Consider the following 25,379-nt stretch of genomic DNA (forward strand, 5'->3'; position numbering starts at 1 on the left):
TGTCCTTCAGTTGAGCCAGCCGGCGACCTGCGCGTTGGCCGCGCTGTCCCAGCCCAGTTCCAGGTGGTTGGCGCCGGCGATCAGCGCGGTGCCGGCGACGGTGCCGATGCCGGTGGTGTCCAGGGCACTCGCCTCGAAGACCACGCCGTCGCTGGGGCCGCGGTTCTCGTTGTAGATGCCCAGCACGCTGGGGGTGCCGCCGGCCAGCAGGTAGGTCTGCACGCTCGCGGGCACACCGGCGGCCTGCAGCGGGGCGACCAGCGAGCCGGCGTCGATCGCGGCCTGGATGCCGCCGCCGTCGGTGTAGAAGCCCTGGCCGCCGTAGTAGGTGGTGTACCAGTCCTGCTGGGTCTGGTCGATGCCGAAGGTGCCGTCCCAGCGGGCCAGCATCTGCCGCTGGCCCGGGTAGTCGTCATGGCCGCCGCTGGGTGTGAAGGAGAACTCGGGGTGCGCGGTGTACGTCCCGTAGCAGGTCATGTGCAGGTGCGGGGAAGGGGCGTTGATCTGGCCGCCGCACTCCGGCCAGATCGAGAAGTCATGGGCCCAGCCGTGCGCGAACGGGTAGTCGTAGCCGGCGTTGGGTCCGCCCAGGGTGATCAGCTTGCGCACGTCACCCGCGTAGGGGCGGCCCCAGGAGGGCTTGAGCGAGGAGACGTAGGCCCGGGCGGACATCTCGCCCTTGCTCCAGCCGATCAGGTCGACCTGCGGGACCGAGAGCTTGGCCTTGATCAGCGCGATGGCGTCGCCGACCTCCTGGGCCTGCATCAGGTTGTCACCCTGCTTGTGGGCGAAGCCGATCGCGAACACCCGGTAGCCCCGGGCCGCCAGGTACTGCATCAGGCCGGTGCTGGGGCAGCCGGCGGCGCCGCAGCCGTAGCCGCCGGACTCGCCGGGGTTGGCCCAGGCGCGGTCCGGGTTGTCGTTGGCGCCGTGCACCAGCAGCACCGGCACCTGGTGCGATCCGGTGTTCCAGCCGGGCGCGGAGTAGAGCAGGAACCGCCCGGAGTAGGGCTCCTTGACGCCGCCGAAGAAGGTGAGGCGCTGGCCGTCCTGGTCGCCGTGGCCGTCCGGAGGGTACTGCTCCTGGTGGAAGCCGGTGGTGGTGTCGAGGTAGCGCTCGACATGGTCCCAACCGTTGGCCACCGTCGTGTAGTTGGCCTCCATCGTCAGGTAGGAGGGGGTGGCGGCCGCTGCCGGGCGGGCCAGCCCGACCGCACCGAGCAGCACCGCCACCACCACCGTGAGCACTCGCTGTCGTACCCGCACGCCGCGTCAACTCCCTTCGCCCCGGGGCCCCGTCGGCCCGCGCCCCGACACGTTAGGCGCGCGCCGCTCGGGCCTCCATGTGGGCGGGCCACACCGGGCGGGCGGCTCGCTGTGTGCCCGGCCGCCACCTACCTCTCGGCGGTGACGAAGCTGCGCTGCGAGGTGACGTAGTCGGCGCCGCGGCCCACGGCGACCGCGATCTCGGCGCGGTCGTTGCGCCTGGCCCGCCAGCCGTGCCAGTCCAGCCAGGCGACCGGGTCCTCGTTCAGGCCGCCGCGCCAGAGGGCCACCACGTCGGTGAGTTCAGCGGCCGCGTGCTCGGGGGCGTGCGATTCGGGGGCCTGCCGCCGGTTGCCGAGGCCGTGGGTGAGGGCCAGCCGGCTGCCCGGGGCGCTGAGCTCGGTGACGGTGGTCAGGATCGCCTCGACGTCGTCGGAGTCCAGGTAGACCAGCAGACCCTCCAGCAGCCAGACGGTCGGCGCGGTCGGATCGAAGCCGGCCCTGGTCAGCGCGGTGGCCCAGTCCTCGCGCAGGTCGACGGCGATCACGGTGCGCGGGCCGGCCGGCTGGGCGCCCTGCTCGGCGAGCACCCGCTCCTTGAAGGCCAGCACGGCGGGCATGTCGAGTTCGTAGAACCGGGTGCCGGCGGGCCAGTCGAGCCGGAAGGCCCGGGTGTCCAGGCCGGCCGCCGGCACCACCACCTGGCGGCAGCCGGACTCGGCCGCGGCCACCAGGTAGTCGTCGAAGAAACGGGTGCGCAGCACCAGATGGCGGACCATCGCGATCAGCCCCGGCGACGGCTTGGCGGTGACGGCCAGGTCGCGGCGGCCGTCGGCGACGACGAAGGCGGCCGCGTAGGGGTCGTTGAAGAGGCGGTCGCGGCGGGTGCTCTCGTGGGCCCGCACCCGGGCCACACCGATCGCGGTGCGACCGACCCCGTCGGGGATCTGTTCCTTACTCATGCGGCGGATGCTAACGCGGCCGGCGCCGAACTCGGACAGGAGTTCGGCGCCGGCGGCGATCAGCTGAGCGGACGGTGTGTCAGTGGCCGCCCTCGTCGACCACCTCGACGTCGGAGATGTTGCGGTCGATCTCCTCGGCGGGCAGCGCCACGGCGCGGGCCCAGTAGTAGATGCCCACGGAGAAGGCCGTGACGATCGCCATGTCCCACCAGAGCGGGATGACGTTCTTGGCGGTGTCGCCGAAGCCGCCCAGGTAGGAGATGACACCCAGGCCGATCAGGTAGACCGGCAGCCACTGCGCGGCCTTGAAGGCCAGGCGCGGCGCGTTCGGCAGCTTCTTGACGGTCGCGTACCAGGCGTAGCCGCCGAGCAGCAGGTAGCCGAAGACGATGGCCACGCCCAGGCGCCACAGGGTGTCCCAGCCGGACCAGTAGATGATGAGGCTGGCGACCACGAAGGACACGGGGGCGATGACCTCACCGGCCGGCAGGCGGTACGGGCGGTGCATCTCCGGCTTGCGGACGCGCAGGGCGCCGAAGGCCAGCGGGGCACCCGCGTACATCAGCACGCTGGCCGAGGTGATGAAGCTGACCAGCTGCTGCCAGCTCGGGAAGGGCGCGAAGCAGACGACGCCGGTGACGAAGGAGATCGCCAGGCCGAACCACGGCACACCGCGGCTGTCGGTGCGCTGGAAGAGCTCCGGGGCGTAGCCGTTCTTGCTGAGGCCGTAGGAGATCCGGGAGGTGGAGGTGGTGTAGATCAGGCCGGTTCCACCGGGCGAGATCACCGCGTCGGCGTACAGCACCCAGGCCAGCCAGCCGAGACCGATCACGGTGGCCAGGCCGGCGAACGGGCCGCTGATGCCGGCGTAGTCCAGGTTGGCCCAGCCCTTGACGATGCTGGCGCCGGGGATCGCGCCGATGTAGACGACCTGCAGCAGGGTGTAGATCACGGCGCCGATGGCGACCGAGCCGAGCACGGCACGGGGGATGTCGCGCTTGGGGTTCTTGCTCTCACCGGAGAGCTGGATGGCCTGCTCGAAGCCGAGCAGCGCGAAGATGATGCCGCTGGTGCTGATCGCGCCGAGCACGCCCTTCGCACCGAACGGCATGAAGCCGTGCGAGGTGAAGTTGGACGCGTGGAAGTGGGTGAACGCCAGCACGAAGATGGCCAGCAGCGGGATGAAGATCTTCCACCAGGTGGCGGCGCTGTTGGTGTGGGCGAGTACCCGCACGCCGAGGAAGTTGACGGCGACGAAGACTGCCATCAGCAGGGCGGCGACGACGAAGCCAGTGGCCGTCAGCGTGCCGTTGGTGTTCTGGAGGTCCTGGAAGAACTTCCCGAAGTGGCTGGAGTAGCCGATCATGGCTTCGACCTCGATCGGCGCCACGGTGGCCGCCTGCAGCCAGGAGAACCAGCCGAAGCTCATGCCGGCCAGGCCGCCGAAGGTGTAGTGCGGGTAGCGCGCGGTGCCACCGGCGACCGGGAACATGCCGCCCAGCTCGGCGTGGACCAGCGCGAGCAGCACGATGGCGACGGCCCCGATCCCCCACGAGATGACGGCCGCGGGACCGGCGACCACCACTGCGTTCTTCGCGCCGTACAGCCAGCCGGAGCCGATGATCGAGCCGACCGAGGCCCAGAGCAGCCCGATCAGGCCGATGTCCCGGCGGAGCTTGTTACCGGTGCCAGTACCGGACGACGCTATTTTGTCAACAACTGCCATGTGTGGGGACCCTCTTCAATGATGGCGGGTGAGAGTGCGGTGAACGCTAGCGGTCGATTAGGGATCTGCAAAGACCCGTGTTCCGAATAGTTATGTTCCGAGGGCAGCTAGCACGGGAATTGGCTAATCGCATCAGCTGTCCAGCTGCTGAGATCACCGCAGGTCAGCGCCGCCAAGGCAGTTGACCACTTACACACCCGCAGAATCCGCCTGAATATCTGAGGATCCCCTGAGGATCCTCTCAGCTAACGGTTGAGCTTCTTTTGAGCTTTCCGCTCCCCCCGGTCGCGATGCGTTCTCCGAAGGCGCCGTCCCCTTCATATCGTCTGCTTACTGAGGCGTAGGCCTTCGAATATCGGACACCGGTGTCCGGATGGCACTGGTCGGATCGTCACCCGAACGGCGGCGTGTCCGGCCCCGCAGCGGTGCCCCTCTTGCCCCGGCCCGCCGGGCTGCGGCAGGCTCAGGCCGAGGGGGCACATCGGCGTGCCCCCGTGAGCGGAGAAGGACGAGCCCCGATGACGACCCCTCAGGCCTCCCCGAGCGTGATCCAGCCGCTCTTCGCGGGGCTCTGCGACGACGCGGCGATCTTCCCGCCCGGCGACCTCCCGCTCTCCGAGGCCGTGCCCGCCCACCGGGCCCACCGCACCGCGTGGTACGCCGACCTGGTGGGCCCGTTCCTGTGCGGCGCGGGGCGGATCGGGGCGCTCGGCGCGGAGCTGGGAGACGGCGAGCTGGCCGTCGGGCTGATCGTGCCGGACGGCAGCGCGGGCCTGGAGCCGGCGCTGCGGGCCGTGGCGGGCGACCCGCGGCTGCGGATCGCCGGCATCGAGGTGCTGGCCGACCGGGACGTACCGGCCCCCGAAGGGGTGCGCCGGGTGCGCGCCGCGCTCGAACAGCTGCTGCCCGAGTACGCGCCCGCCGCGCCGACCGCGATCGAGCTCCCCCGGGGCGACGAACTGCTGCTGGCGCTGGACGAGCTGGAGGGCGGCCCGTACCGGGCCAAGTTCCGCACCGGCGGCGCTGCGGCGGCCGCCTTCCCCGGCGAGCTGGAGCTGGCCTCCTTCCTCTACGGCGCCGTCTACCGCAAGGTGGCCGTCAAGTTCACCGCCGGCCTGCACCACGCGCTGCGGCACGACGACCCGGCCACCGGCTTCGCGCACCACGGCTTCCTCAACCTGCTGCTGGCCACCCACGCGGCGCTCGGCGGCGCCGAGCACCCGGAGCTGGCGGCGCTCCTGGCGCGGCGGGACGGGGACGGCATCGCGGCCGAGCTGACCAAGCTGACCGGCGACCAGGTGGCGGCGGTCCGCGCCGTGTTCACCTCCTTCGGCACCTGCAGCATCGCCGAGCCGCTGGCCGACCTGGCGGCGCTCGGGCTGGTGGCCATCCCGCAGAGCTGACCGCCGCGACCACTGGTGCCCCGACTGTTCACATGACCTCTACCAGTTAGTAACCTCACCGGGTCCCACTCGCGCGCGACCACCCGGGTCACGCGCGGGTGCCCTGGGAGGGTCCATGCGCATATCCGCAGTCAGCCGCCGCCTGCGCGCGGCAACCGGCGTCGCCGTCCTCGGCGCCACCCTGCTCGGCCTGGCGGCCGGGCCGGCCTCGGCGAACGAGGCCAAGCACACCTACTACCTGGCGCTCGGCGACTCGCTGGCCGCCGGCTACCAGACGCTGCCCGGCGGCGGCAACGAGGTCGGCCACGGCTACGCCCAGGACATCGCCCGCACCCTGCAGCAGCGGGCCACCGCCGCGGGCCGCGACTTCTCGTTCACCGACCTGGGCTGCCCGGGCGAGACCACCGGTTCGATGCTGAACGGCGGCTGCCCCTACCCGCACACCTTCCAGGGCGCCCAGATCGACGCCGCCGTCAGCTACCTGAAGGCCCACCACGGCGACGACCTGGTGGTCACGCTGGACATCGGCGCCAACAACGTGGACGGCTGCGCCGAGGGCGGCTCGCTGAACGCCGGCTGCGCCGCCACCGGCATCGCCACCGCCGGCCGCGACCTGGGCACCATCCTGAACCGCCTCAAGGCCGCCGCCGGCCCGCACACCCGGCTCGTCGGGATGAACCTCTACGACCCGTTCCTGGCCGCCTGGATGACCGGTGACCAGGGCAAGGTGCTGGCCACCGTGTCGGTGCCGCTGGCCGACACCCTCAACGCCGCCCTGGAGTTCCAGGACTGGGCGCACGGGGTGCCGACCGCGGACGTGGCGGGGGCGTTCAGCACCAACTCCTTCCTGCCGCCGGTCGACCTGGGCGGACAGCAGGTGCCGCTGAACGTGGCCCGGATCATGGAGTGGACCAACATGTCGCGCGGCGACATCCACGCCAACGACACCGGCTACCAGGTGATGGCGGACGCCTTCCTGGCGAAGTTCTGACCCGCTGGCCCCGCACCGCGCGGGGCCGGCCCTCAGAAGAACGTCCGCACCAGGTCGACCACGCGCGGGTTCGGTGCGTCGGCGTCATCGACGACCGGGATCATGGTCCACCGGTCGAAGGCGGTGCAGGGGTGCGACAGGCCCAGCCGGACCACCTCGCCGATCCGGGCGGTGCTGCCGCGCAGATAGGCGTGCTGGTCGTTGAGCCCGGTCACGGTACCGGTCAACGGCCGCCCGGCGCGGGTGCGTTGCACGGTCGGCAGGCCCTCGTCGAACGGGAAGTCCCGCTTGCCGCCGTCCAGCAGGACCAGCTCGGGCTCGGGATGCGAGAGCACCCTGGCCCAGCCGTGCATCGCGGCTCGCAGCGGCCTGCCGCCGGCGCCCCGGGCGAGCGGCGACAGGCCGTGGTAGAGGCCGTCGTCGTGGATCAGGTAGGCCCCGGAGCGCAGCACCAGGCGGGTGCCGGGGACGGCACCGAGCAGCTCCACCACCTGGTCGAAGTAGCTGCTGCCGCCGGCGCTCAGCAGCACCTGCTCGGCCTGGTCGAGGAGTTGCTCGTCGCGCAGCCGGGCGTGCAGCTCCCGCACGGCCAGCAGGTAGCGCTCCACCTTTGCCAGCGCGGCCGGTCCGGCGTCATGGGCGAGCACCCCCTCGTAACCGCCCAGTCCGGTCAGCCGCAGCGTCGGGGCGGCTGCCGCGGCACGCGCGACGGCGGCCCCGGTGTCCAGGTCGCGGACGCCGGTGCGGCCACCCGGTCCGCCGACCTCGACCAGGACGTCCACCGGGCGCTGCGCTCCGGCGGCCCGCAGCGCCCGGTCCATCTGCTCGACGGCGGCCACCGAGTCCACCCAGCAGACGAACCAGAACTCCGGATCGCTGTCCAACTCCCTTGCCAGCCAGGCGAGTCCGTGCGGATCCAGCAGGGTGTTGGCGAGCACCAGCCGGCGGACGCCGAAGGCTCGGGCAACGTGCAGCTGGGAGAGGTTGGCCAGGGTGATGGCCCAGGCGCCGGCGTCCAGTTGGGCCTGCCAGAGAGCCGGGGCCATGGTGGTCTTGCCGTGCGGGGCCAGCCATGCGCCGGCCTGGGCGCTCCAGTCGGCCATGGTCCGCAGGTTGTGGTCGAGCGCGCCCTGGTCCAGGGTCAGCAGCGGGGTGCCGAAGTCGTCCAGGGTCGGCCCGCCGGCCAGGTACTCCGCGACCGTGCGGCCCCAGGCGGAGGAGGGCAGCGCCTTGAAGCGCCAGTCGATCCGCTCTGCCGCCAGCTCCGCCACTTTCGCCCGGTCCACCCCGACACCTCCCGCTCTGCCCGCATCTTGAAGCCACAGTTGTAGCATGCGGCGGCCGGCCGGGTCGGGGGCACCGAGGCCGGCACCCCCCGGGGGCACGGGTCAGATCCGGCAGAGCCCGCGACTGCCCGAACGGGGAGCCGGCACCTTGCGCGACTGGCCGCGCGGCTGGCCGCCGCTCTGATGAGCGGTCAGCTGACGGTCCGTCGGCTGGTCGGGCTGGCGCTGCGGCATCGCGTTGGGCGTGATCCTGGGCGGTGCGTTCCGCTCGATCGCGGCGAGGTGAACCTCCGTCATGTACTGGGCCAGGAACAGGCGTTCGGCCGGGGTGAGCCGGCGCGACCGCCCGGAGTCGCGGTCCCGGGCCACCACGACGGTACGGGCCGTCATGTAGGTGAACGGGTCGCGGCACACGTCCACCCGCACGTGTGCCGAGCTGCGGCCGAGCCGCTCCACCGTGAGCCGCACCAGCAGCGGTTCGGGCCGGTGGTGCAGCTGCTCCAGGTAGTCGATCTCATGCCGGGCGATCAGGAAGCCGGCCGGGAAGAGCGACTCCCGAACGGCCGCAGCATGGTGGTGGAAGAGGTCGTAGATGCCCTCCTGGATGTAGCCGACCAGCCGGGCGTTGTTGATGTGCCCGTTCTCGTCGACGTCGCTCCACCGGGTAGGGCAGCACAGCACATGGGCGTTGCGGCGGGCCGTCCCGGCGGGCCGCTGCTCCGCGGTCATCGTGGTCATCGTGGTCATCGTGGTCATCGCGGTCGCCACTAGGCCAGGGCGAGGGCGCGCTGCAGCCGGGCGTGGTAGGCGGGGGCGGCCTCACGCATGTGGCCGCTGGTCCAGCCCTCCTCGGCCGCCTCGGCCGCCATCCGGACCACCAGCGAGTCCAGTGCCCGGTCCACCGCCTCGCACAGCTCGACCACCACGCTGATCCGCCCGGCCACGTTCGCCGCGCCGGCGCAGGCGGAGAAAGCGTCGAGCGCGCCGACCGCGAGCCGCAGACTGTCGGCTGCGACCACGCTGCATTCCGGCGGGCAATTGTCGTGCACAGGGTTCTCCTGGGGGGAATAGCGGTTAGCAGGGAAGGGCGGCGCCCGAATGCCCGGGTGCCGCCAGCGGGCACGACGCTAACCCAGCCCGAGTGCCCGATTCGCCGTTCATCCACCCAGGGGTGACATGACCCCACGTCCGGAGTACGGATAATTCACCGTCGTCAGTCAAGTGACCAGCCGATCGGCGGACTGTCAGCATTTCAGTGTTGACTTGGGTCCCCGAGTTCCTTGCCGAGGTGAATGCTCTCGGGCGCGTCCCGGTAGACGCCGAACTTGGTGATCGGGAGATAGCCCTCGGAGTGGTAGAGGGCCACCGCCTCCGGCTGCTCGGTGCCGGTCTCCAGCACCACCCGGCGCCGGCCGGCCGCGACCGCGCTCTCCTCCAGGTGCCGCAGCAGCGCTCGGGCCAGGCCCCGGCCGCGCGCCCCGGGGACCACGAACATCCGCTTGAGCTCGGCATCGCCGTCCCGCAGATACGGGTAGTCGCCGTCCTTCGCCCGCCAACCGCCGCAGGCGACCGGCGCGCCGTCCAGATATCCGACCACGAAGACGCCGAGCGGTGCGGTGAAGTGCTCGGCCTTCATCTCGGTGGTGTCGATCCCGCCGTAACGGGCGATGTACTCCTGCTGGACCGCCTCCGTCAGGGTGATGGCGTCGGGGTGGTCGTAGCCGGTTATACGAAGCTCCATGGCCGCCAAGCATACGGTGAGCAGGTCATCTGATGATCAGTTTCATGCGGCCCCCGCCCTCGGCGGATAGAGCGGGCCAGAATCACCCGTTTGCCTCATTCCGTCATCTATTACTTTTTGTCACGATGTTGGAACGATCCGTCACATCATCACCACAGTGACGCCCGGCCCGCCGCACCGAGGAGCAGTCCCGTGATCCTGAACATCTCCAGCATCGTCCTGTTCGGCACCATCGCCGTCGTCTTCTTCAGACGGGGCGGGCTCAAGGTCTCGCACGCCTTGGTCTGCTCGCTCTTCGGCTTCTACCTGGCGGGCACCGCGATCGCGCCGAGCATCCAGGCCGGCGGCGCCAGCCTGGCGGGCCTGCTCGGCGGCATCAAGTTCTGAGGGCCCCGTCCGACCATGTCCGTCACCCGTCATCTGACCCGCGGTCGGGACTTCGCCCGCACCGCCGGGGACCACGCCGCCGACATGTTCTCCCCGCTCACCCTGATCGGGCGGGGCCTGCGGCGGCACGCCGGCTGGACCGCCGCCCGCTGGCAGGCCACCCCCAGGGACAAGCGCGGGCCCACCGCGCTGCTCGCCGTCGCGGCGCTGGTCGGCGTCGTGCTGCTGCCGCACGGGCCGATCCTGGCGGTGGCCGCGCTGATCGGCAGTGCCGCCTGGATCGGCCGGCATCCCAAGGCGCCGGCCGAACCGGCACCGGACCCGGCCGAGGTCAAGCTGCCCGCGCTCTACGCCGCGCTCACCCCGTACCTGGCCGCCCCCGACGACCTCTCCCCGCTCTACCGCCCCGACGGCGGCTTCCGGGACGCCTTCGACGGCTGGTCCTTCGACCCCGACGGCCGGCTCAGCACCCTGGAGATCGGCTACCCCGCCTACTTCACCGACACCGAGTCCGCCGCCCGGTCCCGGATCGAACAAGTGGTGCAGGGCAAGGCCGGACGGGCCCGGGAGTACCGCTTCGACTGGGACCAGGAGTGCAGCACCCTGCGGGTCACCGCGCTGGCCCCGCTGCCGGTCGAGGTGCCGGCCCAGTCCTGGGTGACCGCACCCGGCGAGATCGTGCTGGGCTTCACCGACCCGGACGCCACCCAGCGCCGGATCCCGGTCGCCCACGGCGGCCAGCCCGGCCACCGGCCGCCGGTGGTCTGGCGCACCGGCCCGCGCTCCGCCGAGCCGCACCTGCTGGCGCTCGGCAGCGCCCGCTCCGGGACCTCCACGCTGCTGCGCACCATCGCCCTGCAGGCGCTGACCCACGGCGAGCTGCTGGTGATCGACGGCGCCGGCACCGGGGACCACGCCTGCCTGGTCAACCGGCCCGGCGTGCACACCGTGGAGACCAGCCTGCACGGGGCGGTGGCCGCATTGGAGTGGGCGGCCCAGGAGACCGAGTGGCGGCTGGCCGTGCTGAGCGCCGCCCGCCACCGCGGCGACCCGGCCCCCGAGGAGGCACTGCGCCCGTTGTGGCTGCTGCTCGACCACCCCACCGAGCTGTCCGAGCTGGCCCAGGCGGAGGGCCGACCGGATCCGCAGGGGCTGCTGGAGGTGCCGCTGCGGCACGGCCGGGCCGCCCGGGTCACGGTGGTGACCGTCGAGGCGGTCGAGGCCGCCGCCCGGCTGTCGCCGACGCTGCGGGCCATCAGCCGGGCCCGGGTGGTGCTGGGCGACCACCCGGCGTCCGAGCTGGCCGCGGCGCTCGGCATGCCGCTGGACATCGCGCCCGCCGCGCAGGCCCCGCCCGGCCGCGGGTACGCCCGGGTCGGCGGCCAGGCCCCGGTCCGGTTGCAGGTTCCCGCGACGGTGGACCCGCTGGACGAGGAGGCGCCGGCCCGGCTGCGGGACGCGGTGATCGCCCTGCTGCCGTACCACGACAGCCGGATCGAGGCGGCCGCCCCGCCGCTGCCCGAGCACCGGTCGGCCGCGCCGGTGGATCTGCGGAAGGCGGCCCGTCCTGCCCCGCTGCGGTGAACGCACGCTCAGCACTCGGACAAATGGGCAGCGCGAAAAGCCGATTCCGTCACGCGGTGCGAATTTCACAACACTGAGGGTGATATCCCACTCTAGATGTGACAAATCGGACGGAGATGGGTACAAACAGGGGCGGCACGACAGACGAGCACGTCCCGGACGGGAATCTTCGTCGACGGCCGAGCGTTGACCGAACGACGAAGACAGCGACCCCAACTAGTCCTGTGGGCCATAAGCCCTGGAGGCACGATTCATGAGCGAGCGAGCTCTCCGAGGCACGCGACTCGGCGCCACTAGCTACGAGACCGACCGTGGCATTGATCTGGCCCCGCGCCAGACCGTCGAGTACGCATGTCAGAACGGACACCGGTTCGAGGTGCCCTTCTCCGTCGAGGCGGAGATCCCCTCGGTGTGGGAGTGCCGCTTCTGCGGCACCGAGGCCGTCCTGCTCGACGGCGACGAGCCGGAAGAGAAGAAGACCAAGCCGACCCGGACCCATTGGGACATGCTGATGGAGCGCCGGACGCGGGAGGAGCTGGAGGAGGTGCTGGCCGAGCGGCTGGCCGTGCTCCGCTCCGGTGGTATGAACCTCGCGGTGCACCCGCGGGACACGCGCAAGAGCGCCTGACCCAGGCCAACCACGAAGCCCTGGGGCCCGATCCGGTGATCGGGCCCCAGGGCTTCGTGCTGCTCGGCTTCGGCTTGGTGCTGCTCGGCTTCGCTACCCGACACCGCTCGGCTGCGCTTGGCGCTGCCTCGGTGCGCCTGGCGCTGCCTCGGCTGTGCGTGCGCTGCCGAACTGACGGTGGTTCAGCGGGACAGCGGCGGGCGCGGCCCCTGGTCGTCGGAACGGCGGTCGGGACCGGGCTCGGCCGGATCGACCACCTCGCCCTGCACCACCTTGCCGTCCGGCCGGTGGATCCGGAACTGCTGCTGCATCCGCAGCGCGTCCGCCAGCGGATCGCCGGCGGGGCCGGTGCGGACCAGGCTGCGGGCGGCCCGGCGGCCGACCATCCGCCACAGGGCCCGGGTCGGCGGGAAGAGCAGGGTGAGCGCCACCGCGTCGGACAGGAAGCCGGGCAGGATCAGCAGCAGGCCGGCCAACACGGTCAGGCTGGTGCCGGTCTCGGCGGAGCCGGGCTCCGGCAGCCGGCCCTGCTCGAAAGCGGTGGAGGCGTTGCGCAGCGCGCGCAGCCCGGCGCGCTTGATCAGCCGGGAGCCCACCACCGCGCCCGCGATCAGCAGCAGCACCACCAGCAGCCCGCCGATGACGTCGGCCACCTGGATCATCAGCCAGATCTCCAGCACCAGCCAGACGACCAGCAGCAGCGGGAGCACCCGGCGCAGCCGGCTGCGACGGCCGGACGGGCGGCCGGGGGCACGGGTCGGGTCAACGTGCTGGGTCACGGTACGAATCCACTCCATGGCGGGCGCCGATCGGCGCCGTCCGGGCCTGCCCCGCACGGTCGCGGGCGCCACCGTGGACAACGGTTCGGCCCGGCCGGGTGTTCCGGGCCGGGCCGAACCGTTGCCAGGTCAGAGCGGTGCGCCAGGTTCAGGCGGCGCTGCGGTCGCGGCGGCGGCCGATCAGCACCGCTCCCCCGCAGGCCAGCAGCCCCACCCCGGCGAGCGCCCACTCCGGGGCGGCGCCGACCTTGTCGGCCAGGGTGCGCCCGTCGCGCAGCGGCACGTTCGCGCTCAGCTCGGCGGGGACGAGCTCCTGGGTGCGGCTCTCGATGGTGCCGTCGGGTCGGATCACGGCGCTGATCCCGCTGGTGGCCGCGATCAGCACGGCCCGGCCGTGCTCGACGGCGCGCAGCCTGGACATCGCCAGCTGCTGCTCGGGCTGGCCGCTCTTGGCGTAGGTGGCGTTGTTGGTCTGCACCACCAGCACCCGGCCGCCGGCGTTGACGGTGTCGCGCGGGATCTCGTCGTAGGCGACCTCGAAGCAGATCACGTCGCCGATCCGGGCCGGGCCGAGCTGCATCACACCGTTGCCCTTGCCCGGGTAGAAGTCGTGGGCGACCCGCTGCAACCGGGTGATCACCTTCATCAGCACCGAACGGAACGGCACGTACTCGCCGAACGGCACCGGGTGCTGCTTGGTGTAGTGGGCGCCCGGGCCGCTGATCGGGTCCCAGACGATGCCCTCGTTCTGCACGTGTTGCGCGTCCGGGCCGTTGACCAGCGCGCCGACCAGGGTGGGCACGCCGATCGAGCGGACCGCCTCGGTGATCTTGGCGTAGGCGGCCGGGTCGCTGTACGGGTCCAGGTCGGAGGAGTTCTCCGGCCAGATCACCACATCGGGCTGCTGCTCCTGGCCGGCCGCGATCCGCTGGGCCAGGGCCTCGGTCTCGGCGGCGTGGTTCTTCAGCACCTGCATCGGGCGGCCCAGGAAGTCGATCCCTGGCTGCTGCACATTGCCCTGGACCAGGGCGACGCGCACCGTGGAGTCGCCCTTGGTGGGGATCGGGACCAGCAGCCCGCCGCTGGTGGCCAGCGCCGCGCAGAGCACGGCGGCGGTCGGCTTCAGCCAGCCCGTCGCCCCGGCCGGCGCCTTGCCACGGCGGGCGAAGCGCAGCACCAGGTAGCCCAGCAGCGAGCCGGTGAGCGCCACCGCGAAGGTGACCAGCGGGGCGCCGCCGAGCGCGGCCAGCGGGGTGAACGGGCTGGCGGTGTTGGCGAACGCCAGCCGGCCCCACGGGAATCCGCCCAGTGGCTGCCGGTCGCGGACCAGTTCCTCGGCCACCCAGAGGCAGGCCCCCCAGAGCGGCCAGCCGCGCAGCCGGGAGGTCAGTGCCAGGGCGCCGCCGAGCGCCCAGAGGAAGAGCGCCTCGGCCAGCGAAAGGCCGAGCCAGGCGTCCCAGCCGATCACCCGGATCCAGTCCAGCAGCCAGAGGAAGAACGGCAGGCCGAAGGCGAAGCCCGTCCAGGCGCCCTGCCGGACCGTGCGGCCGTGGGTGAGCAGCGCCAGCGCCGCCACCGCGACGATGGACAGCGGCCACAGGTCGTACGGCGGGAACGCGGCGGCCAGCGCCAGCCCGGCGGTGGCGGCCAGCGCCGTTTGCTTCCCCCAGCCTCCGGCCGGGGGGACCCCCATGCCGGCCCTGGCCCTGGCGCGCAGCCGGGCCAGCCGGCCGGTGCGCCCCTTGCCCGGCGGGACCTCGGGGGTCGGTTCGTCGGCTCGGGGCGCCGCGTCGACGGGCACTGCCACCTGGCCACCAGCTTTCTAGGCATAGCTCACCTGCCCGTCGGCAGGTGTCGCCCGACGGTACCTCTGCGGGGCGGTCCGTTGAAAACGAATCCCGCAGGAGAACCCCGCAGGTCAGCCGGTGGTCGTAGCCTGGAAGACCGTCCGGCCGCGGACCACGGTGCGCAGGCAGCCGGGCAGTTCGCTGCCGGGGGTGAGGTCGGGCAGGCCGGGGGTGCCGGAGCGGGGGTCGGTGGACCAGCCGGCCACCCGGGAGTCGGGGGCCTGGACCACCAGCTCGCCGGTCTGCCAGACGGCGTACGTGGCGGTGGCGCCCGGGATCAGCACGCCCTCCTGGTCGCGGCCCAGGGCCCGCCAGCCGCCGCGGGTGTGCGCGGCGAACGCGGCGCGCACCGAGATCCGGTGCTCGGGCGTCCGGTGGAAGGCGGCAGCGCGCACCGTGCCCCACGGGTCCAGCGGGGTGACCGGGGCGTCCGAGCCGAAGGCCAGCGGGACGCCGGCGCGCAGCAGCGCGGCGAACGGGTTGAGCGCGCCGGCCCGTTCGGTGCCCAGCCGGGCCACGTACATGCCGTCCGGGCCGCCCCAGGCGGCGTCGAAGGCGGGCTGCACGGAGGCCACCAGGCCCAGTTCGGCGAAGCCGGCGATCGCCTTGTCGTCCAGGGCCTCAGCGTGCTCCACGCGGTGGCGCAGCGCCTTGACGGCGGCCAGGCCGACCCGGTCGGCGGCTGCCCGGACGCCGGTGAGCACGGCGTCGACCGCGGCGTCGCCGATCGCGTGGAAGCCCGCCTGCAGGCCGGCCTCGGTGCACGCCGCGACGTGGTCGGCGATCTGCTCGGCCGTCAGATAGGCGGTACCGGTGTGGTCGGCATCTTCGTAGGCGCGGTGCAGGCAGGCGGTGTGCGAGCCGAGCGCGCCGTCCACGAAGAGGTCGCCGCCGACGCCGACCGCGCCGAGCTCGCGAGCGGTGGCCACGCCGCCGAGCTCGCCCCAGTAGCCGTAGACCTCGGGGCCGTCCTCGGTGGCGGCCAGCTCCAGGAGCTGGGCCAGGTCGTGCGCGGAGGAGATCTCCGGGCCCGCGCACTCATGCAGCGCGCCGATGCCGAGCGACGCGGCCCGCTGCCGGGTGGCGCGCTGGGCGGCGCGGCGCTGCTCGTCGGTGAGGTGGGCGAGGGCGGCCTGGCGGACCGCGTGGTGGGCGTCGCGGGTGAGCGGCGCGGTGGGGTGGTGGCCGGGCAGCTCGGCGAGGTGCGGGGTGAGGTCGCGCAGGGCGGTGGTGGCCAGCGCGGAGTGCACGTCGGTGCGGGAGAGGTAGAGCGGGGCGCCGCCGGCCGCCTGGTCGAGCTCGGCGAGGGTGGGCGGGCGGCCCTCGGGCCAGCCGGTCTCGTCCCAGCCGTGGCCGATCAGCACGCCGGACCGCCCGGCCGCGTGGGCACCGATCCGGATCAGTGCTTCGGTGAGTGAGCCGCAGCCGGTCAGGTCGAGGCCGGTGAGCGCCAGGCCGGTGGCGGTGGCGTGCACATGGGCGTCGACGAAGGCGGGGGTGACCAGCGCACCGTCCAGCTGGACCACCTCGTCGGCGACGCTCGCGTAGGCGTCGGCGGCACCTTCGCTGCCGACCCAGGCGATCTGCTCGCCCTCGATCAGCATCGCGGTGGCGAAGGGGTCGGCCGGGCTGTAGACGTTGCCGCCGCGCAGCAGCACGGTGCGGGAGGTGCGTTCGGTCATGAGGGACAGTCTGCACCCGGGTTGTCCCGGTATGTGAACGCACCCCTTGATCTGGGGCGTACGGGCCTAGAGCTTGGGCGGGCGGGCCTCGTAGGGAGTGGAGAGGACTACCGTGGTGCGGGTGGAGACACCGGCGGCGCTGCGGATCCGGGCGAGCAGGTCCTCCAGGTCGCCGGGGGCGCCGACCCGCACCTTGAGGATGTAGTTCTCGTCGCCGGCGACGCTGTGGCAGGCCTCGATCTCCGGCAGCGGGGCGAGCCGCTCGGGCACGTCGTCGGGCGCGCTGGGGTCGAACGGCTTGACCGAGATGAAGGCCGTCAGGGCCAGGTTGACGGCGTCCGGGTCGACGATCGCCGAGTAGCCCCGGATCACCCCGCGCTGCTCCAGCCGTCGAACCCGCTGGTGGACGGCCGAGGTGGACAGGCCGGTGGCCTTGCCCAGGTCGGTGTAGCTCATCCGCCCGTCCTGGACGAGCAGCTGGACGATGCGCTGGTCGAGATCCTCCACAGCAGAAACCTACCCGACCGGCGGAGTGGCGGATGCCGCACGGTTGGCGGAGCTCGCCATCGGCATATGCCTCGGGAATGTGGCGAAGGACACACTCGACCGCATCACCCTGCCGCGACCTGCAGGGTTATGAGGCCGCGTCAGCGGGAAGTGCTGGTGATGGCCCCGGCCGAGTTGGCCCGGCCCGATCCATAGGGGGATCACATGCCTTCAGCTGAGGAGCGCGCCCTGCGCGCCGATGCCGCCCTGCCCGCCACGGAGGACTTCGACGGCGACTCGCCGGCCTTCGACCTCGCGCCCGGCGCCGACCCGGGCGAGCCGGAGAGCTGGGAGATCGTCCGGGTGCTCTGCCCGGAGTGCCAGCGTGCCATCGCCCTGATCGGCGACGAGGAGCAGCTGCCGCAGCACGCGGTGGTGCAGCAGCCCTGGCACCCGTTCGAGCCGGCGCTCTGCACCGGCTCGGGGCTGGCCACCGAGCAACTGCCGGTGGTGGCACCGGAGCCCGGCGAGGAGCACGCCGACACGGTGGCCGCGCTGCTCACCCTGCCGGCCGAACTGGACTGGCGCACCCAGCCGTTCTCGCACGCGCAGGGCGTCCGGGCGGCTGCGGCGGGCACCGCGGCCGGCGCGCACCGGGTGCCGCCGATGCGGCAGGCGCCGCGCGGGCGGCTGGTCCGCCGCTAGCCAGCGGGAGTTGAGGAAGCGTCAGCAGCGCGCTGCCCGGCAGTCGGGCGGCGCGCTGCTCGCCGCCGGGCGGCGCCGCCGGCCGCGCCGCGTAGAGTTACCGGCCATGCTCCGCCCCGACGATCCCAGCCAGTCCGACGAGCTCAGCCGACTGGCCGCGCGCCTGCGCGCGCTGCCGCCGTCCCTCGGCCCGGTGCGGCTGGTGGCGGTGGACGGACACGCCGGCTCGGGCAAGACCACCTTCACCGAACGGCTGGCCGCCGCGCTGGGCGGCGCACCCGTGGTGCACCTGGACGACCTGGCGACCCATCAGGAGTTCTTCGAGTGGGTCGACCGGCTGCGCGCCTGGGTCCTGGAGCCGCTGGGGCGGGGTGAGACGGCCGACTTCTCCGGTTACGACTGGGTCGCCCGGGATTTTCGGGGGGCGCGCAAGATCGCACCCGCGCCGGTAGTTCTCCTGGAGGGCGTCGGTGCCGGCCGGCGGGCACTGCGGCCGCTGCTGGCCACCCTGATCTGGATGGAGCTGCCGGCCGCCGAGGCCCGCGCTCGCGGCCTGCGCCGGGACGGTCCGGAGCTGGCCGCCTTCTGGGAGCACTGGTCGGCGGCCGAGGCCGCACACTTCGCCGCCGACCCCAGCCGCCCGTTCGCCCAGCTCAGAGTGGACGGCCGCACCGGTCGCGTGGTTGCGAACCGAGGCAACTAAGCGGTCGCTTGACCGGGAGGCGGACAGGAACTAAATTTTCCTCTTAGCGGGAGTAGTTGAGCCCGCAACTAGACGCGGCGCCTCCGGCTCGTTCCCCCGTGAGCCGGAGGCGCCGTTTTTCGCGGGAAAGCTCGCCGAGCAGGCCGTCAGCATGCCAACGGTCTTGAGGCGATGGCGATTTGGCACCGCCCGGCACGCTTCCGGATCAGCCACACCCGGGTACGATTCCGAGCAGGCGCGAAGGCGTCCCGGGTGCACGGCGCTGACCGTCCCCAACCTCCGGCCGGGTGGGGGCACCTCCCGGTCGAAGGCTGGGGGCGTACCCCCAGCAAGCGGCGGCCTCGGTGCACATCACGGGGGGCGTGAGTGATCATCGGTGACAACATGGGCACCGGCCCGCACGGGCCGGCCGACCGCGCCTGGCTGCGCGCCATGGACGCCTACACGGCCGGCGCCTATGCCCGGGCCGAGGAGGAGTTCCGCACCGCGGTGCGCCTCGACCCCGGCATGGCCGACGCCTGGCTGGGTCTGCACGCGCTGCGCTGCGACACCTCCGGCGCACTGCTGGCCATGCACCGCAGCAAGAAACGTTTCGGCGAGCAGCGCCGCCGGCACGGCCGCCCGCTCAGCTCCTGGTACTGGCTGGGCTGGTGGGTCCAGCCGGTACTGGAGGACGAGCGCGACCTCGCACTGGCGCACGCCTCGCACTGGCTGGACGGCCGCCACCTCGCCGAGCTGGACCGGGCGATGGCCCAGTGCCCGCCCCCCGAGCAGGACCCGTCGGTGCGCTTCCTGCGCGCCTGCCGCTCCTACCTGCTGAAGGACTGGGAGCAGCTGATCCGGGACACCGACGTGCTGCTGGACGACGCACTGCTCGGCATCGAGGCGGGCCTGTTCGGCGGCATGGCCCGGGTCCGGCTGGACATGTGCGCCCAGGCCCAGGCCCCGCTGGCCGCATCCCTGGCCCGCTGCCGCTCCGAGCAGCCGCAGCGCAAGGAGCTGCGCTACTGGCTGGCCCGCGCCTACGAGGGCGCCGGGCGCAGCGCCGCCGCCCTCCCGCTCTACCGCTCGGTGCACCGGGCCGACCCGGCGTTCATGGACACCGCCGCCCGGCTCGCCGCGATCGCCGCCGAAGACGGCCTGGGCCTGCTGGAGGAGCTGCCGCCCTTCATGGAGAGCATCATCGGCCCGACGGAGTCGGCCGACGCCGTCGCCCTGGATCTGATCAGCGGCCTCGGGCCGGTGCTGGCCGGGGACGCCGGCCCGCCGGGTGCCGACGCGCAGCCCGTCGGTGAGCCCAGTCCGCTGCCGCAGGCCGAGCGCTCCAGCGGCGGTCCGCGGGACGGTGACACCGGCGGCCCGCGGGACGCCGACCCGAGCGAGGGCGGTCCGCGCGACGGTGACGCCAACCGGGGCGCGCTCGGTGAACCGACCGGCACCACTCCCCCGCCGGCGACCGTCCGCCGGCAGCCGGACGCCCCGCGCGCCGCCTCCGAACCGACCGCCGCCCAGCAGCGTTTGGACGCCGCCCTGGAAGCCTTGGAGCAGATGGTCGGCCTGGACCCGGTCAAGCGCCAAGTCCGCGCGCTCTCCGCGCAGTTGCGGATGGCCGGGTTGCGTGCCGAGCAGGGCCTGCCGGTGCAGCCGCCCAAGCGGCACTTCGTCTTCTCCGGCCCGTCCGGGACCGGCAAGACCACCGTCGCCCGGATCCTCGGCCAGGTCTTCCACGCCCTCGGCCTGCTCTCCGGCGACCATCTGGTGGAGGCCCAACGGGCTGACCTGGTCGGCGAGTTCCTCGGCCAGACCGCGGTCAAGGCCAATGAGCTGATCGACTCGGCCCTGGACGGCGTGCTCTTCATCGACGAGGCGTACAGCCTGGCCAACTCCGGCTACAGCAAGGGCGATGCCTACGGTGACGAGGCGCTGCAGGTGCTGCTGAAGCGGGCCGAGGACAACCGGGACCGCCTGGTGGTGATCCTGGCCGGCTACCCGGAGGGGATGAACCGGCTGCTGGCCGCGAACCCGGGCCTCAACTCCCGCTTCACCACCCGGGTCGACTTCCCCAGCTACCGCCCCGCCGAACTGACCGCGATCGGCAGCGCGCTGGCCGCCCGGGACGGCGACGCCTGGGACGAGGACGCCGCCGACGAGCTGGCCAGCATCTGCGCGCACGTGGTCGCCGAGGGCTGGATCGACGAGCTGGGCAACGGCCGGTTCATCCGGACCCTCTACGAGAAGTCCTGCGCCTACCGGGACCTGCGGCTCACCCAGTCCCGCGAACTGCCCAACCGGGAGGACCTGGCCACGCTGCGGCTGCCCGACCTGGTCCAGGCCTACGGCGAACTGATCGACGGCCGGGGCTGAACCCGTTCCCGGTGGTCCGGGTCGTGCATCTCGCCGACCAGCTCCTCCAGGACGTCCTCCAGGGTGACCACGCCCAGCGCGCGGCCGTCCGCGTCGGTGACCGCCGCCAGGTGTGCGGTGGCCCGGCGCATCGCGGTGAGCGCGTCGTCCATCGGCAGCGACTCGGCGACCGCGATGACCTTGCGCCACAGCCGCATCGGCAGCGGGGCGTCCGGGTCCTCGACCTCCAGCACGTCCTTGAGGTGCAGGTAGCCGACGATCGCGCCGGTGGCGTCGGCCACCGGGAAGCGGGAGTAGCCGGTGGCCGCCGCCCGCTCCTCCACCTCGCGGGCGGTCACCGAGGCGTCCACCGTGACCAGGCCGGCCATCGGCAGCAGCACTTCGCGGACCGGTCGGCGGCCCAGTTCGAGGGCGTCCTCCAGCCGCTCCTGCTCGGCCTCGGCCAGCAGCCCGGCGGCCCTGGACTCGGCCAGGATCCACAGGAGTTGCTCGGCGTCGAAGACCGACTCCACCTCGTCCTTGGGCGCCACCTTGAACAGCCGCAGCACCAGGTTGGCGAAGGCGTTCAGGAACCGGATCACCGGGCGCAGCCAGCGGGCCAGCCGGTCCAGTGGCGGGCCGAGCCAGAGCGCGGCCCGCAGCGGCGAGGCCAGCGACATGTTCTTGGGCACCATCTCGCCGATCACCATGTGCAGCACCACCACCAGGGCCAGTGCCAGCAGGTAGGAGGTCAGATGGCTGGCCGCGCCGGACAGCCCGATCGCGTGGAACGGGCCGGACAGCAGTTCGGCCACGGTCGGCTCGGCCAGCGCGCCGAGCAGCAGCGAGCAGACCGTGATGCCCAGTTGGGCGGCGGCCAGCAGCGCCGAGACCTCGCCCATGGCACGCAGCATGGTGGCGGCCCGGCGGTTGCCCTCCTCGGCCAGCGGCTCGACCTGGCTGCGGCGCACCGAGATCACCGCGAACTCGGCGGCGACGAAGAAGGCGTTCCCGAGCAGCAGCAGGAGCGCGGCGAAGAGTTGGACGACGACGATCATGCCGACGCCCCCAGGTGCAGCAGCCGGACCCGGGTGGTGCGGTGCCGGTCGACGCCCTGCACGGTCAGCTCCCAGCCGGGCAGTCCGGCGGTGTCACCGCGCACCGGGATCCGGCCGAGCAGGTCGGCGAGCAGACCGGCGAGCGTCTCGTACGGTCCGTGCGGGGCGTGCAGGCCGATCTCCTCCAACTGGTCGAGCCGGGCCCGGCCGTCGGCCAGCCAGGCCGGGTGCCCGGCGACCGGCGGGATCGCGAGCAGGTCCGGGGTCTCGCCCGGATCGTGCTCGTCGCGCACCTCGCCCACGATCTCCTCGACGATGTCCTCCAGGGTGGCCACGCCGGCCGTGCCGCCGTACTCGTCGATCACGATGGCCATCGGCTGCCGGTGGCGCAGCTGCTCCAGCAGGCGCTCGGCGGGCAGTGTCTCGGGGACCAGCAGCGGGGCGCCCGCCAGTTGATCCACCGTCACCTCGGTGCGGCGCTCGGGGCGGACCGCTATGGCGTCCTTGAGGGTGACGGTGCCGGTGATGTCGTCCAGGCTGTCCCGGTAGACCGGGAAGCGGGAGAAGCCGGTGGCCCTGGTCAGGTTGACCACGTCGGCGGCGGTGGCGTCGTGCCGCAGCGCCGAGACGTCGACCCGGGGGGTCATCACGCTCTCGGCGGTCAGCTCGCCCAGGCCCAGGGTGCGCACGAAGAGCTGCGCGGCGTCCTCCTCCAGGGCGCCGGCCCGGGCCGAGTGCTGGGCCAGCACAGCGAGTTCGCCGGGGGTGCGGGCGTGCGCCAGCTCCTCGGCCGGCTCCATCCCGAGCGCTCGCACCAGCCGGTTGGCGCCGCCGTTGAGGGCGCTGATCAGCGGGCGGCAGGCGGCGCTGAACAGCCGCTGCGGCGCGGCGACCGCGCGGGCCACCTGGAGCGGGCGGGAGATCGCCCAGTTCTTCGGCACCAGTTCGCCGATCACCATCTGCAGCACGGTGGCCAGCACCATGCCGATCACCGTGGCCGCGCCCCTGGCGACACCGGAGGGCAGGCCGAGGCCGGTGAGCGGCGGGCCGAGCAGGGTGGAGAGCGCCGGCTCGGCGAGCATGCCGACCACCAGCGAGGTGACGGTGATGCCCAGCTGGGCGCCGGAGAGTTCGAACGAGAGCGTGTGCAGGGCCTTGCGCAGGCCCTCCGCGCGCCGGTCGCCGGCCTGCGCGGCCCGGTCCACCGCACCGCGGTCCACGGTGACGAAGGAGAACTCGGCGGCGACGAAGAGGCCGTTGGCGAGAATCAGCAGGAAGGCGGCTGCCAGCAGCAGCCAGGCGGTGATCACAGCGCCGCCCGCCCGTTGGTCGAAGGGGGCAGGGCGGCGTCGGTACTACCGGACGGATCGTCCATCGCGGGGAGGTGTCACTCCTCAGGTCACGGGTCGGATGGCGCGGGGCTTTGCCCGAGCTTTACCAGCCTAGCCGATCCCCGCACGCGGGTATGTGGTGGCGGTTACGCGTTGGCGGGCTCGGGGGCGGCGCCGCGGGACTCGACCAGATCGCGCAGCTGGAGCGCGGCCCGCACCGCCTGGTCGCGGCCGCCGCTGGGCTGGATGCCCATGGCGGCCAGCGAGGTGCCGTCGGCCAGGTCCAGGGTGACCCACGGGTCGCCCTGCTTGAGGTTGACCCGCAGGATCTCGGCCCAGTGCAGGCGGCGCGAGCGGACCAGGTTCACCACCAGCACGCCGTCGGCGTCGGCGTCCACCCGGGGGCGGGCCAGCATCAGGCCGACCCCGGAGAAGACCAGCCCGAGGAAGACCAGCATGACCCGGTCGTTCAGCTGCCAGCTGGGCGGGAGGATCAGCGCCATGACCACGAACACCGTCGCCAGCACCCCGCTCGCCGTCAGCAGCACCGCGCGGGTGCGGCGGGGCAGCCAGGTGACGGGCAGGTCGGGCAGGTCGGTGCTGGTCATGGCGCTGGTACTCCGGAGGGGAACGGGTCGTCAGAGGGTGCCGGGCCCTCTACCTACAGACGGCAGGCGTGGATGTTGGTCACCAGGACGCCGCGGGCGCCGATGGCCCACAGGTCGTCCATGATCCGCTGGGCCTCCTTGCGCAGCACCATGGCCCGGACCGCGACCCAGCCCTCGGTGTGCAGCGGGGAGACGGTGGGCGACTCCAGGCCCGGGGTCAGGGCGACCGCGTCGGCGACCTTCTCGGCCCTGATGTCGTAGTCCATCAGGACGTAGCGGCGGGCCACCAGGACGCCCTGCAGTCGGCGCAGGAACTGCTCGACCCCGGCGGCCTCGCCGGCGCCCTTGGGCCGGATCACCACGGCGTCGGAGATCAGGATCGGCTCGCCGAAGACCTCCAGGCCCGCGTTGCGCAGGCTGGTGCCGGTCTCCACCACGTCGGCGATCACGTCGGCGACGCCCAGCTGGACCGCGGTCTCCACCGCGCCGTCCAGCTTGGTGACGGTGGCCTGCACACCGTGCTCGGCGAGGTGCTGGGAGACCAGGCCGGTGTAGGAGGTGGCGATCCGCAGGCCCTGCAGGCCCTGCACGTCCTTGGGCGAGCCGGCCGGGCCGGCGAACCGGAAGGTCGAGCCGGCGAAGCCGAGCGCGAGCACCTCCTCGGCGTCGGCGCCGGAGTCCAGCAGCAGGTCACGGCCGGTGATGCCGATGTCGAGCCGGCCGGAGCCGACGTAGACCGCGATGTCACGCGGGCGCAGGAAGAAGAACTCCACCTGGTTCTCGGGGTCGACCAGGACCAGTTCCTTGGGGTCCTTGCGCTGGCGGTAGCCGGCCTCATGGAGCATCTCCGCCGCGGGACCCGAGAGCGAACCCTTGTTGGGGAGGGCGATGCGCAGCATGAACGGATGTTCCTTCGTTACTAGCCGATACGGGGGCGTGGAGCTGAGGACCGGTGGTCAGAGGTAGGCGTAGACGTCGTCGAGGGTCAGCCCGCGGGCGACCATCATCACCTGGAGGTGGTAGAGCAGCTGGGAGATCTCCTCGGCCGTCTGCTCCTTGGTCTGGAACTCGGCGGCCATCCAGACCTCGGCCGCCTCCTCGACCACCTTCTTGCCGATGGCATGGACGCCCTGCTGGACGAGCTGCGCGGTACGGGAGGTCTCGGGGTCGCCGGTGGCGGCCTTCTGCTGGAGCTCGGTGAAGAGCTCCTCGAATGTCTTGGAAGCCATGATGGGAACCACCTTACGGGGTCCGGGCATCGGCTTGGCCAACGGCTCGACCTATGGACGGCCCGCTGGATTTCCCGGGGCCGGCTGTCCGGAGTCCGGCCCCGGGCGGCAGGGTGTCAGGCCGCCAGCGCGCGAAGCGTGACGGCGGTGGCGACGGCGGCACTGACCGCCTCGTGGCCCTTGTCCTCGGCGGAGCCGGGCAGGCCCGCGCGGTCGATCGCCTGCTCCTCGTTGTCGCAGGTGAGCACGCCGAAGCCGACCGGCACGCCGGTGCGCACGCTGACCTCGGTGAGGCCGGCGGTGGCCGCCTGGCAGACGTAGTCGAAGTGCGGGGTGCCGCCGCGGATGACGACCCCGAGGGCCACCACCGCGTCATAGCCGAGCTCCGCCAACCGCTGGGCGGCGACCGGCAGTTCGAAGGTTCCGGGGACTCGCACCACGGTCGGCTCGGCGATCCCGAGCTCCTTGAGGGCGCGCTCGGCGCCGTTCAGCAGGCCGTCCATCACCTGGGTGTGCCACTGGGCCGCGACCACCGCGACCCGCAGGTCGGCGGCGTTCTCGACGGTCAGTACGGGGGCTCCGTGACCAGCCACAATCGTTCTCCTAAGGTTCGTGCGGGGTTCAGTCGACGGCG

The 25,379-nt window shown here is 72.7% G+C and carries 25 protein-coding genes; 8 read left to right on the plus strand and 17 right to left on the minus strand.

Translation table 11 applies throughout. The features are described 5' to 3' along the window. Positions 1 to 6: 6 nt before the first annotated feature. From E6W39_RS04875 to E6W39_RS04885, 3 genes are all read right to left on the minus strand, one after another. The gene (locus E6W39_RS04875; RefSeq protein ID WP_141632433.1) at positions 7 to 1,266 is read right to left on the minus strand and encodes an esterase/lipase family protein; all 1,260 of its coding nucleotides are present in this window, start codon (positions 1,264 to 1,266) and stop codon (positions 7 to 9) included. 128 nt (positions 1,267 to 1,394) lie between these two features. Beyond that, the gene (locus E6W39_RS04880) at positions 1,395 to 2,228 is read right to left on the minus strand and encodes an SAM-dependent methyltransferase (protein WP_141632434.1); all 834 of its coding nucleotides are present in this window, start codon (positions 2,226 to 2,228) and stop codon (positions 1,395 to 1,397) included. 79 nt (positions 2,229 to 2,307) lie between these two features. Then, positions 2,308 to 3,954 (minus strand): APC family permease, encoded by a 1,647-nt coding sequence (locus tag E6W39_RS04885; RefSeq protein ID WP_141632435.1) that lies wholly within the window; start codon positions 3,952 to 3,954, stop codon positions 2,308 to 2,310. Positions 3,955 to 4,472: 518 nt separating this feature from the next. Here E6W39_RS04885 and E6W39_RS04890 point away from each other — a divergent pair. After that, entirely contained in the window at positions 4,473 to 5,357 is an 885-nt protein-coding gene (locus E6W39_RS04890; protein ID WP_220140165.1) for a hypothetical protein, read from the plus strand. A 115-nt stretch (positions 5,358 to 5,472) separates the two neighbouring features. After that, on the plus strand, positions 5,473 to 6,348 hold the full coding sequence (locus E6W39_RS04895; RefSeq protein WP_141632436.1) for an SGNH/GDSL hydrolase family protein: 876 nt from the start codon (positions 5,473 to 5,475) through the stop codon (positions 6,346 to 6,348). A gap of 32 nt (positions 6,349 to 6,380) precedes the next feature. Here E6W39_RS04895 and E6W39_RS04900 read toward each other — a convergent pair whose 3' ends face one another. The 4 genes from E6W39_RS04900 to E6W39_RS04915 form a co-directional block, all read right to left on the minus strand. Next, positions 6,381 to 7,634 carry an alanine racemase gene (locus tag E6W39_RS04900; RefSeq protein WP_228717973.1) on the minus strand — a complete coding sequence of 418 codons (1,254 nt, stop codon included), beginning with the start codon at positions 7,632 to 7,634 and terminating at the stop codon, positions 6,381 to 6,383. A 102-nt stretch (positions 7,635 to 7,736) separates the two neighbouring features. After that, on the minus strand, positions 7,737 to 8,372 hold the full coding sequence (locus tag E6W39_RS04905; protein ID WP_181799101.1) for an acyl-CoA thioesterase: 636 nt from the start codon (positions 8,370 to 8,372) through the stop codon (positions 7,737 to 7,739). Positions 8,373 to 8,401: 29 nt separating this feature from the next. Further along, the gene (locus E6W39_RS04910; RefSeq protein ID WP_141632438.1) at positions 8,402 to 8,653 is read right to left on the minus strand and encodes a hypothetical protein; all 252 of its coding nucleotides are present in this window, start codon (positions 8,651 to 8,653) and stop codon (positions 8,402 to 8,404) included. A 233-nt stretch (positions 8,654 to 8,886) separates the two neighbouring features. Then, entirely contained in the window at positions 8,887 to 9,375 is a 489-nt protein-coding gene (locus E6W39_RS04915) for a GNAT family N-acetyltransferase (RefSeq protein ID WP_141632439.1), read from the minus strand. A 192-nt stretch (positions 9,376 to 9,567) separates the two neighbouring features. Here E6W39_RS04915 and E6W39_RS04920 point away from each other — a divergent pair, with 192 nt between their 5' ends. From E6W39_RS04920 to E6W39_RS04930, 3 genes are all read left to right on the plus strand, one after another. Continuing rightward, complete coding sequence (locus tag E6W39_RS04920) at positions 9,568 to 9,762, plus strand: hypothetical protein (RefSeq protein WP_101384136.1); 195 nt, start codon at positions 9,568 to 9,570, stop codon at positions 9,760 to 9,762. 15 nt (positions 9,763 to 9,777) lie between these two features. Further along, positions 9,778 to 11,346 (plus strand): hypothetical protein, encoded by a 1,569-nt coding sequence (locus E6W39_RS04925; protein ID WP_141632440.1) that lies wholly within the window; start codon positions 9,778 to 9,780, stop codon positions 11,344 to 11,346. Positions 11,347 to 11,599: 253 nt separating this feature from the next. Beyond that, positions 11,600 to 11,974: an RNA polymerase-binding protein RbpA gene (locus E6W39_RS04930; RefSeq protein WP_101384134.1), complete on the plus strand. Its 375-nt coding sequence runs from the start codon at positions 11,600 to 11,602 to the stop codon at positions 11,972 to 11,974. A gap of 182 nt (positions 11,975 to 12,156) precedes the next feature. On the opposite strand, the gene fxsA is transcribed toward E6W39_RS04930, so the two are convergent. The 4 genes from fxsA to E6W39_RS04950 all read right to left on the minus strand — a co-directional run bounded on the left by fxsA (position 12,157) and on the right by E6W39_RS04950 (position 16,789). After that, entirely contained in the window at positions 12,157 to 12,753 is a 597-nt protein-coding gene (gene fxsA / locus E6W39_RS04935; protein ID WP_228717974.1) for an FxsA family membrane protein, read from the minus strand. A 148-nt stretch (positions 12,754 to 12,901) separates the two neighbouring features. Continuing rightward, positions 12,902 to 14,560 carry an apolipoprotein N-acyltransferase gene (gene lnt, locus E6W39_RS04940; protein WP_407658365.1) on the minus strand — a complete coding sequence of 553 codons (1,659 nt, stop codon included), beginning with the start codon at positions 14,558 to 14,560 and terminating at the stop codon, positions 12,902 to 12,904. Between the two features lie 111 nt (positions 14,561 to 14,671). Next, the gene (locus E6W39_RS04945; RefSeq protein WP_141632442.1) at positions 14,672 to 16,282 is read right to left on the minus strand and encodes an amidohydrolase; all 1,611 of its coding nucleotides are present in this window, start codon (positions 16,280 to 16,282) and stop codon (positions 14,672 to 14,674) included. Between the two features lie 66 nt (positions 16,283 to 16,348). Then, on the minus strand, positions 16,349 to 16,789 hold the full coding sequence (locus E6W39_RS04950; protein ID WP_101384131.1) for an Lrp/AsnC family transcriptional regulator: 441 nt from the start codon (positions 16,787 to 16,789) through the stop codon (positions 16,349 to 16,351). A 204-nt stretch (positions 16,790 to 16,993) separates the two neighbouring features. Here E6W39_RS04950 and E6W39_RS04955 point away from each other — a divergent pair, with 204 nt between their 5' ends. The 3 genes from E6W39_RS04955 to E6W39_RS04965 all read left to right on the plus strand — a co-directional run bounded on the left by E6W39_RS04955 (position 16,994) and on the right by E6W39_RS04965 (position 20,540). Further along, positions 16,994 to 17,473, plus strand: coding sequence for a hypothetical protein (locus tag E6W39_RS04955; RefSeq protein ID WP_181799102.1), 480 nt, complete (start codon positions 16,994 to 16,996; stop codon positions 17,471 to 17,473). A gap of 106 nt (positions 17,474 to 17,579) precedes the next feature. Continuing rightward, positions 17,580 to 18,176 carry a uridine kinase family protein gene (locus E6W39_RS04960; RefSeq protein WP_141632443.1) on the plus strand — a complete coding sequence of 199 codons (597 nt, stop codon included), beginning with the start codon at positions 17,580 to 17,582 and terminating at the stop codon, positions 18,174 to 18,176. 384 nt (positions 18,177 to 18,560) lie between these two features. Beyond that, positions 18,561 to 20,540, plus strand: a complete 1,980-nt coding sequence (locus E6W39_RS04965; RefSeq protein WP_141637552.1) for an AAA family ATPase — start codon at positions 18,561 to 18,563, stop codon at positions 20,538 to 20,540. Here E6W39_RS04965 and E6W39_RS04970 read toward each other — a convergent pair. The 6 genes from E6W39_RS04970 to ribH all read right to left on the minus strand — a co-directional run bounded on the left by E6W39_RS04970 (position 20,510) and on the right by ribH (position 25,338). Continuing rightward, positions 20,510 to 21,577, minus strand: coding sequence for a hemolysin family protein (locus E6W39_RS04970; RefSeq protein ID WP_228717975.1), 1,068 nt, complete (start codon positions 21,575 to 21,577; stop codon positions 20,510 to 20,512). The genes E6W39_RS04965 and E6W39_RS04970 overlap by 31 nt on opposite strands. After that, positions 21,574 to 22,887: a hemolysin family protein gene (locus E6W39_RS04975; RefSeq protein ID WP_141632444.1), complete on the minus strand. Its 1,314-nt coding sequence runs from the start codon at positions 22,885 to 22,887 to the stop codon at positions 21,574 to 21,576. Before E6W39_RS04975 ends, E6W39_RS04970 begins: the two co-directional genes overlap by 4 nt. A 167-nt stretch (positions 22,888 to 23,054) precedes the next feature. Then, on the minus strand, positions 23,055 to 23,516 hold the full coding sequence (locus E6W39_RS04980) for a PH domain-containing protein (protein ID WP_141632445.1): 462 nt from the start codon (positions 23,514 to 23,516) through the stop codon (positions 23,055 to 23,057). 53 nt (positions 23,517 to 23,569) lie between these two features. Beyond that, positions 23,570 to 24,415: an ATP phosphoribosyltransferase gene (hisG, locus tag E6W39_RS04985; protein WP_101384127.1), complete on the minus strand. Its 846-nt coding sequence runs from the start codon at positions 24,413 to 24,415 to the stop codon at positions 23,570 to 23,572. Between the two features lie 57 nt (positions 24,416 to 24,472). After that, positions 24,473 to 24,745 carry a phosphoribosyl-ATP diphosphatase gene (locus E6W39_RS04990; protein ID WP_101384126.1) on the minus strand — a complete coding sequence of 91 codons (273 nt, stop codon included), beginning with the start codon at positions 24,743 to 24,745 and terminating at the stop codon, positions 24,473 to 24,475. A gap of 116 nt (positions 24,746 to 24,861) precedes the next feature. Beyond that, on the minus strand, positions 24,862 to 25,338 hold the full coding sequence (gene ribH / locus E6W39_RS04995) for a 6,7-dimethyl-8-ribityllumazine synthase (RefSeq protein ID WP_141632446.1): 477 nt from the start codon (positions 25,336 to 25,338) through the stop codon (positions 24,862 to 24,864). Positions 25,339 to 25,379 lie beyond the last annotated feature (41 nt).

It is taken from the genome of Kitasatospora acidiphila (assembly GCF_006636205.1).
In the GTDB taxonomy this organism is placed as follows: Bacteria; Actinomycetota; Actinomycetes; order Streptomycetales; family Streptomycetaceae; genus Kitasatospora; species Kitasatospora acidiphila.

Bases quoted from the DNA above. Each gene is read 5' to 3' on its own strand.
- E6W39_RS04955 (WP_181799102.1), top strand. From the start codon at position 16,994: ATGCCTTCAGCTGAGGAGCGCGCCCTGCGCGCCGATGCCGCCCTGCCC.
- E6W39_RS04880 (WP_141632434.1), bottom strand. From the start codon at position 2,228: ATGAGTAAGGAACAGATCCCCGACGGGGTCGGTCGCACCGCGATCGGT.
- E6W39_RS04970 (WP_228717975.1), bottom strand. From the start codon at position 21,577: ATGATCGTCGTCGTCCAACTCTTCGCCGCGCTCCTGCTGCTGCTCGGG.
- E6W39_RS04930 (WP_101384134.1), top strand. From the start codon at position 11,600: ATGAGCGAGCGAGCTCTCCGAGGCACGCGACTCGGCGCCACTAGCTAC.
- E6W39_RS04990 (WP_101384126.1), bottom strand. From the start codon at position 24,745: ATGGCTTCCAAGACATTCGAGGAGCTCTTCACCGAGCTCCAGCAGAAG.
- E6W39_RS04980 (WP_141632445.1), bottom strand. From the start codon at position 23,516: ATGACCAGCACCGACCTGCCCGACCTGCCCGTCACCTGGCTGCCCCGC.
- E6W39_RS04925 (WP_141632440.1), top strand. From the start codon at position 9,778: ATGTCCGTCACCCGTCATCTGACCCGCGGTCGGGACTTCGCCCGCACC.
- E6W39_RS04895 (WP_141632436.1), top strand. From the start codon at position 5,473: ATGCGCATATCCGCAGTCAGCCGCCGCCTGCGCGCGGCAACCGGCGTC.
- E6W39_RS04945 (WP_141632442.1), bottom strand. From the start codon at position 16,282: ATGACCGAACGCACCTCCCGCACCGTGCTGCTGCGCGGCGGCAACGTC.
- E6W39_RS04960 (WP_141632443.1), top strand. From the start codon at position 17,580: ATGCTCCGCCCCGACGATCCCAGCCAGTCCGACGAGCTCAGCCGACTG.
- hisG (WP_101384127.1), bottom strand. From the start codon at position 24,415: ATGCTGCGCATCGCCCTCCCCAACAAGGGTTCGCTCTCGGGTCCCGCG.
- E6W39_RS04885 (WP_141632435.1), bottom strand. From the start codon at position 3,954: ATGGCAGTTGTTGACAAAATAGCGTCGTCCGGTACTGGCACCGGTAAC.
- E6W39_RS04965 (WP_141637552.1), top strand. From the start codon at position 18,561: ATGGGCACCGGCCCGCACGGGCCGGCCGACCGCGCCTGGCTGCGCGCC.
- E6W39_RS04905 (WP_181799101.1), bottom strand. From the start codon at position 8,372: ATGACCACGATGACCGCGGAGCAGCGGCCCGCCGGGACGGCCCGCCGC.
- E6W39_RS04915 (WP_141632439.1), bottom strand. From the start codon at position 9,375: ATGGAGCTTCGTATAACCGGCTACGACCACCCCGACGCCATCACCCTG.
- E6W39_RS04890 (WP_220140165.1), top strand. From the start codon at position 4,473: ATGACGACCCCTCAGGCCTCCCCGAGCGTGATCCAGCCGCTCTTCGCG.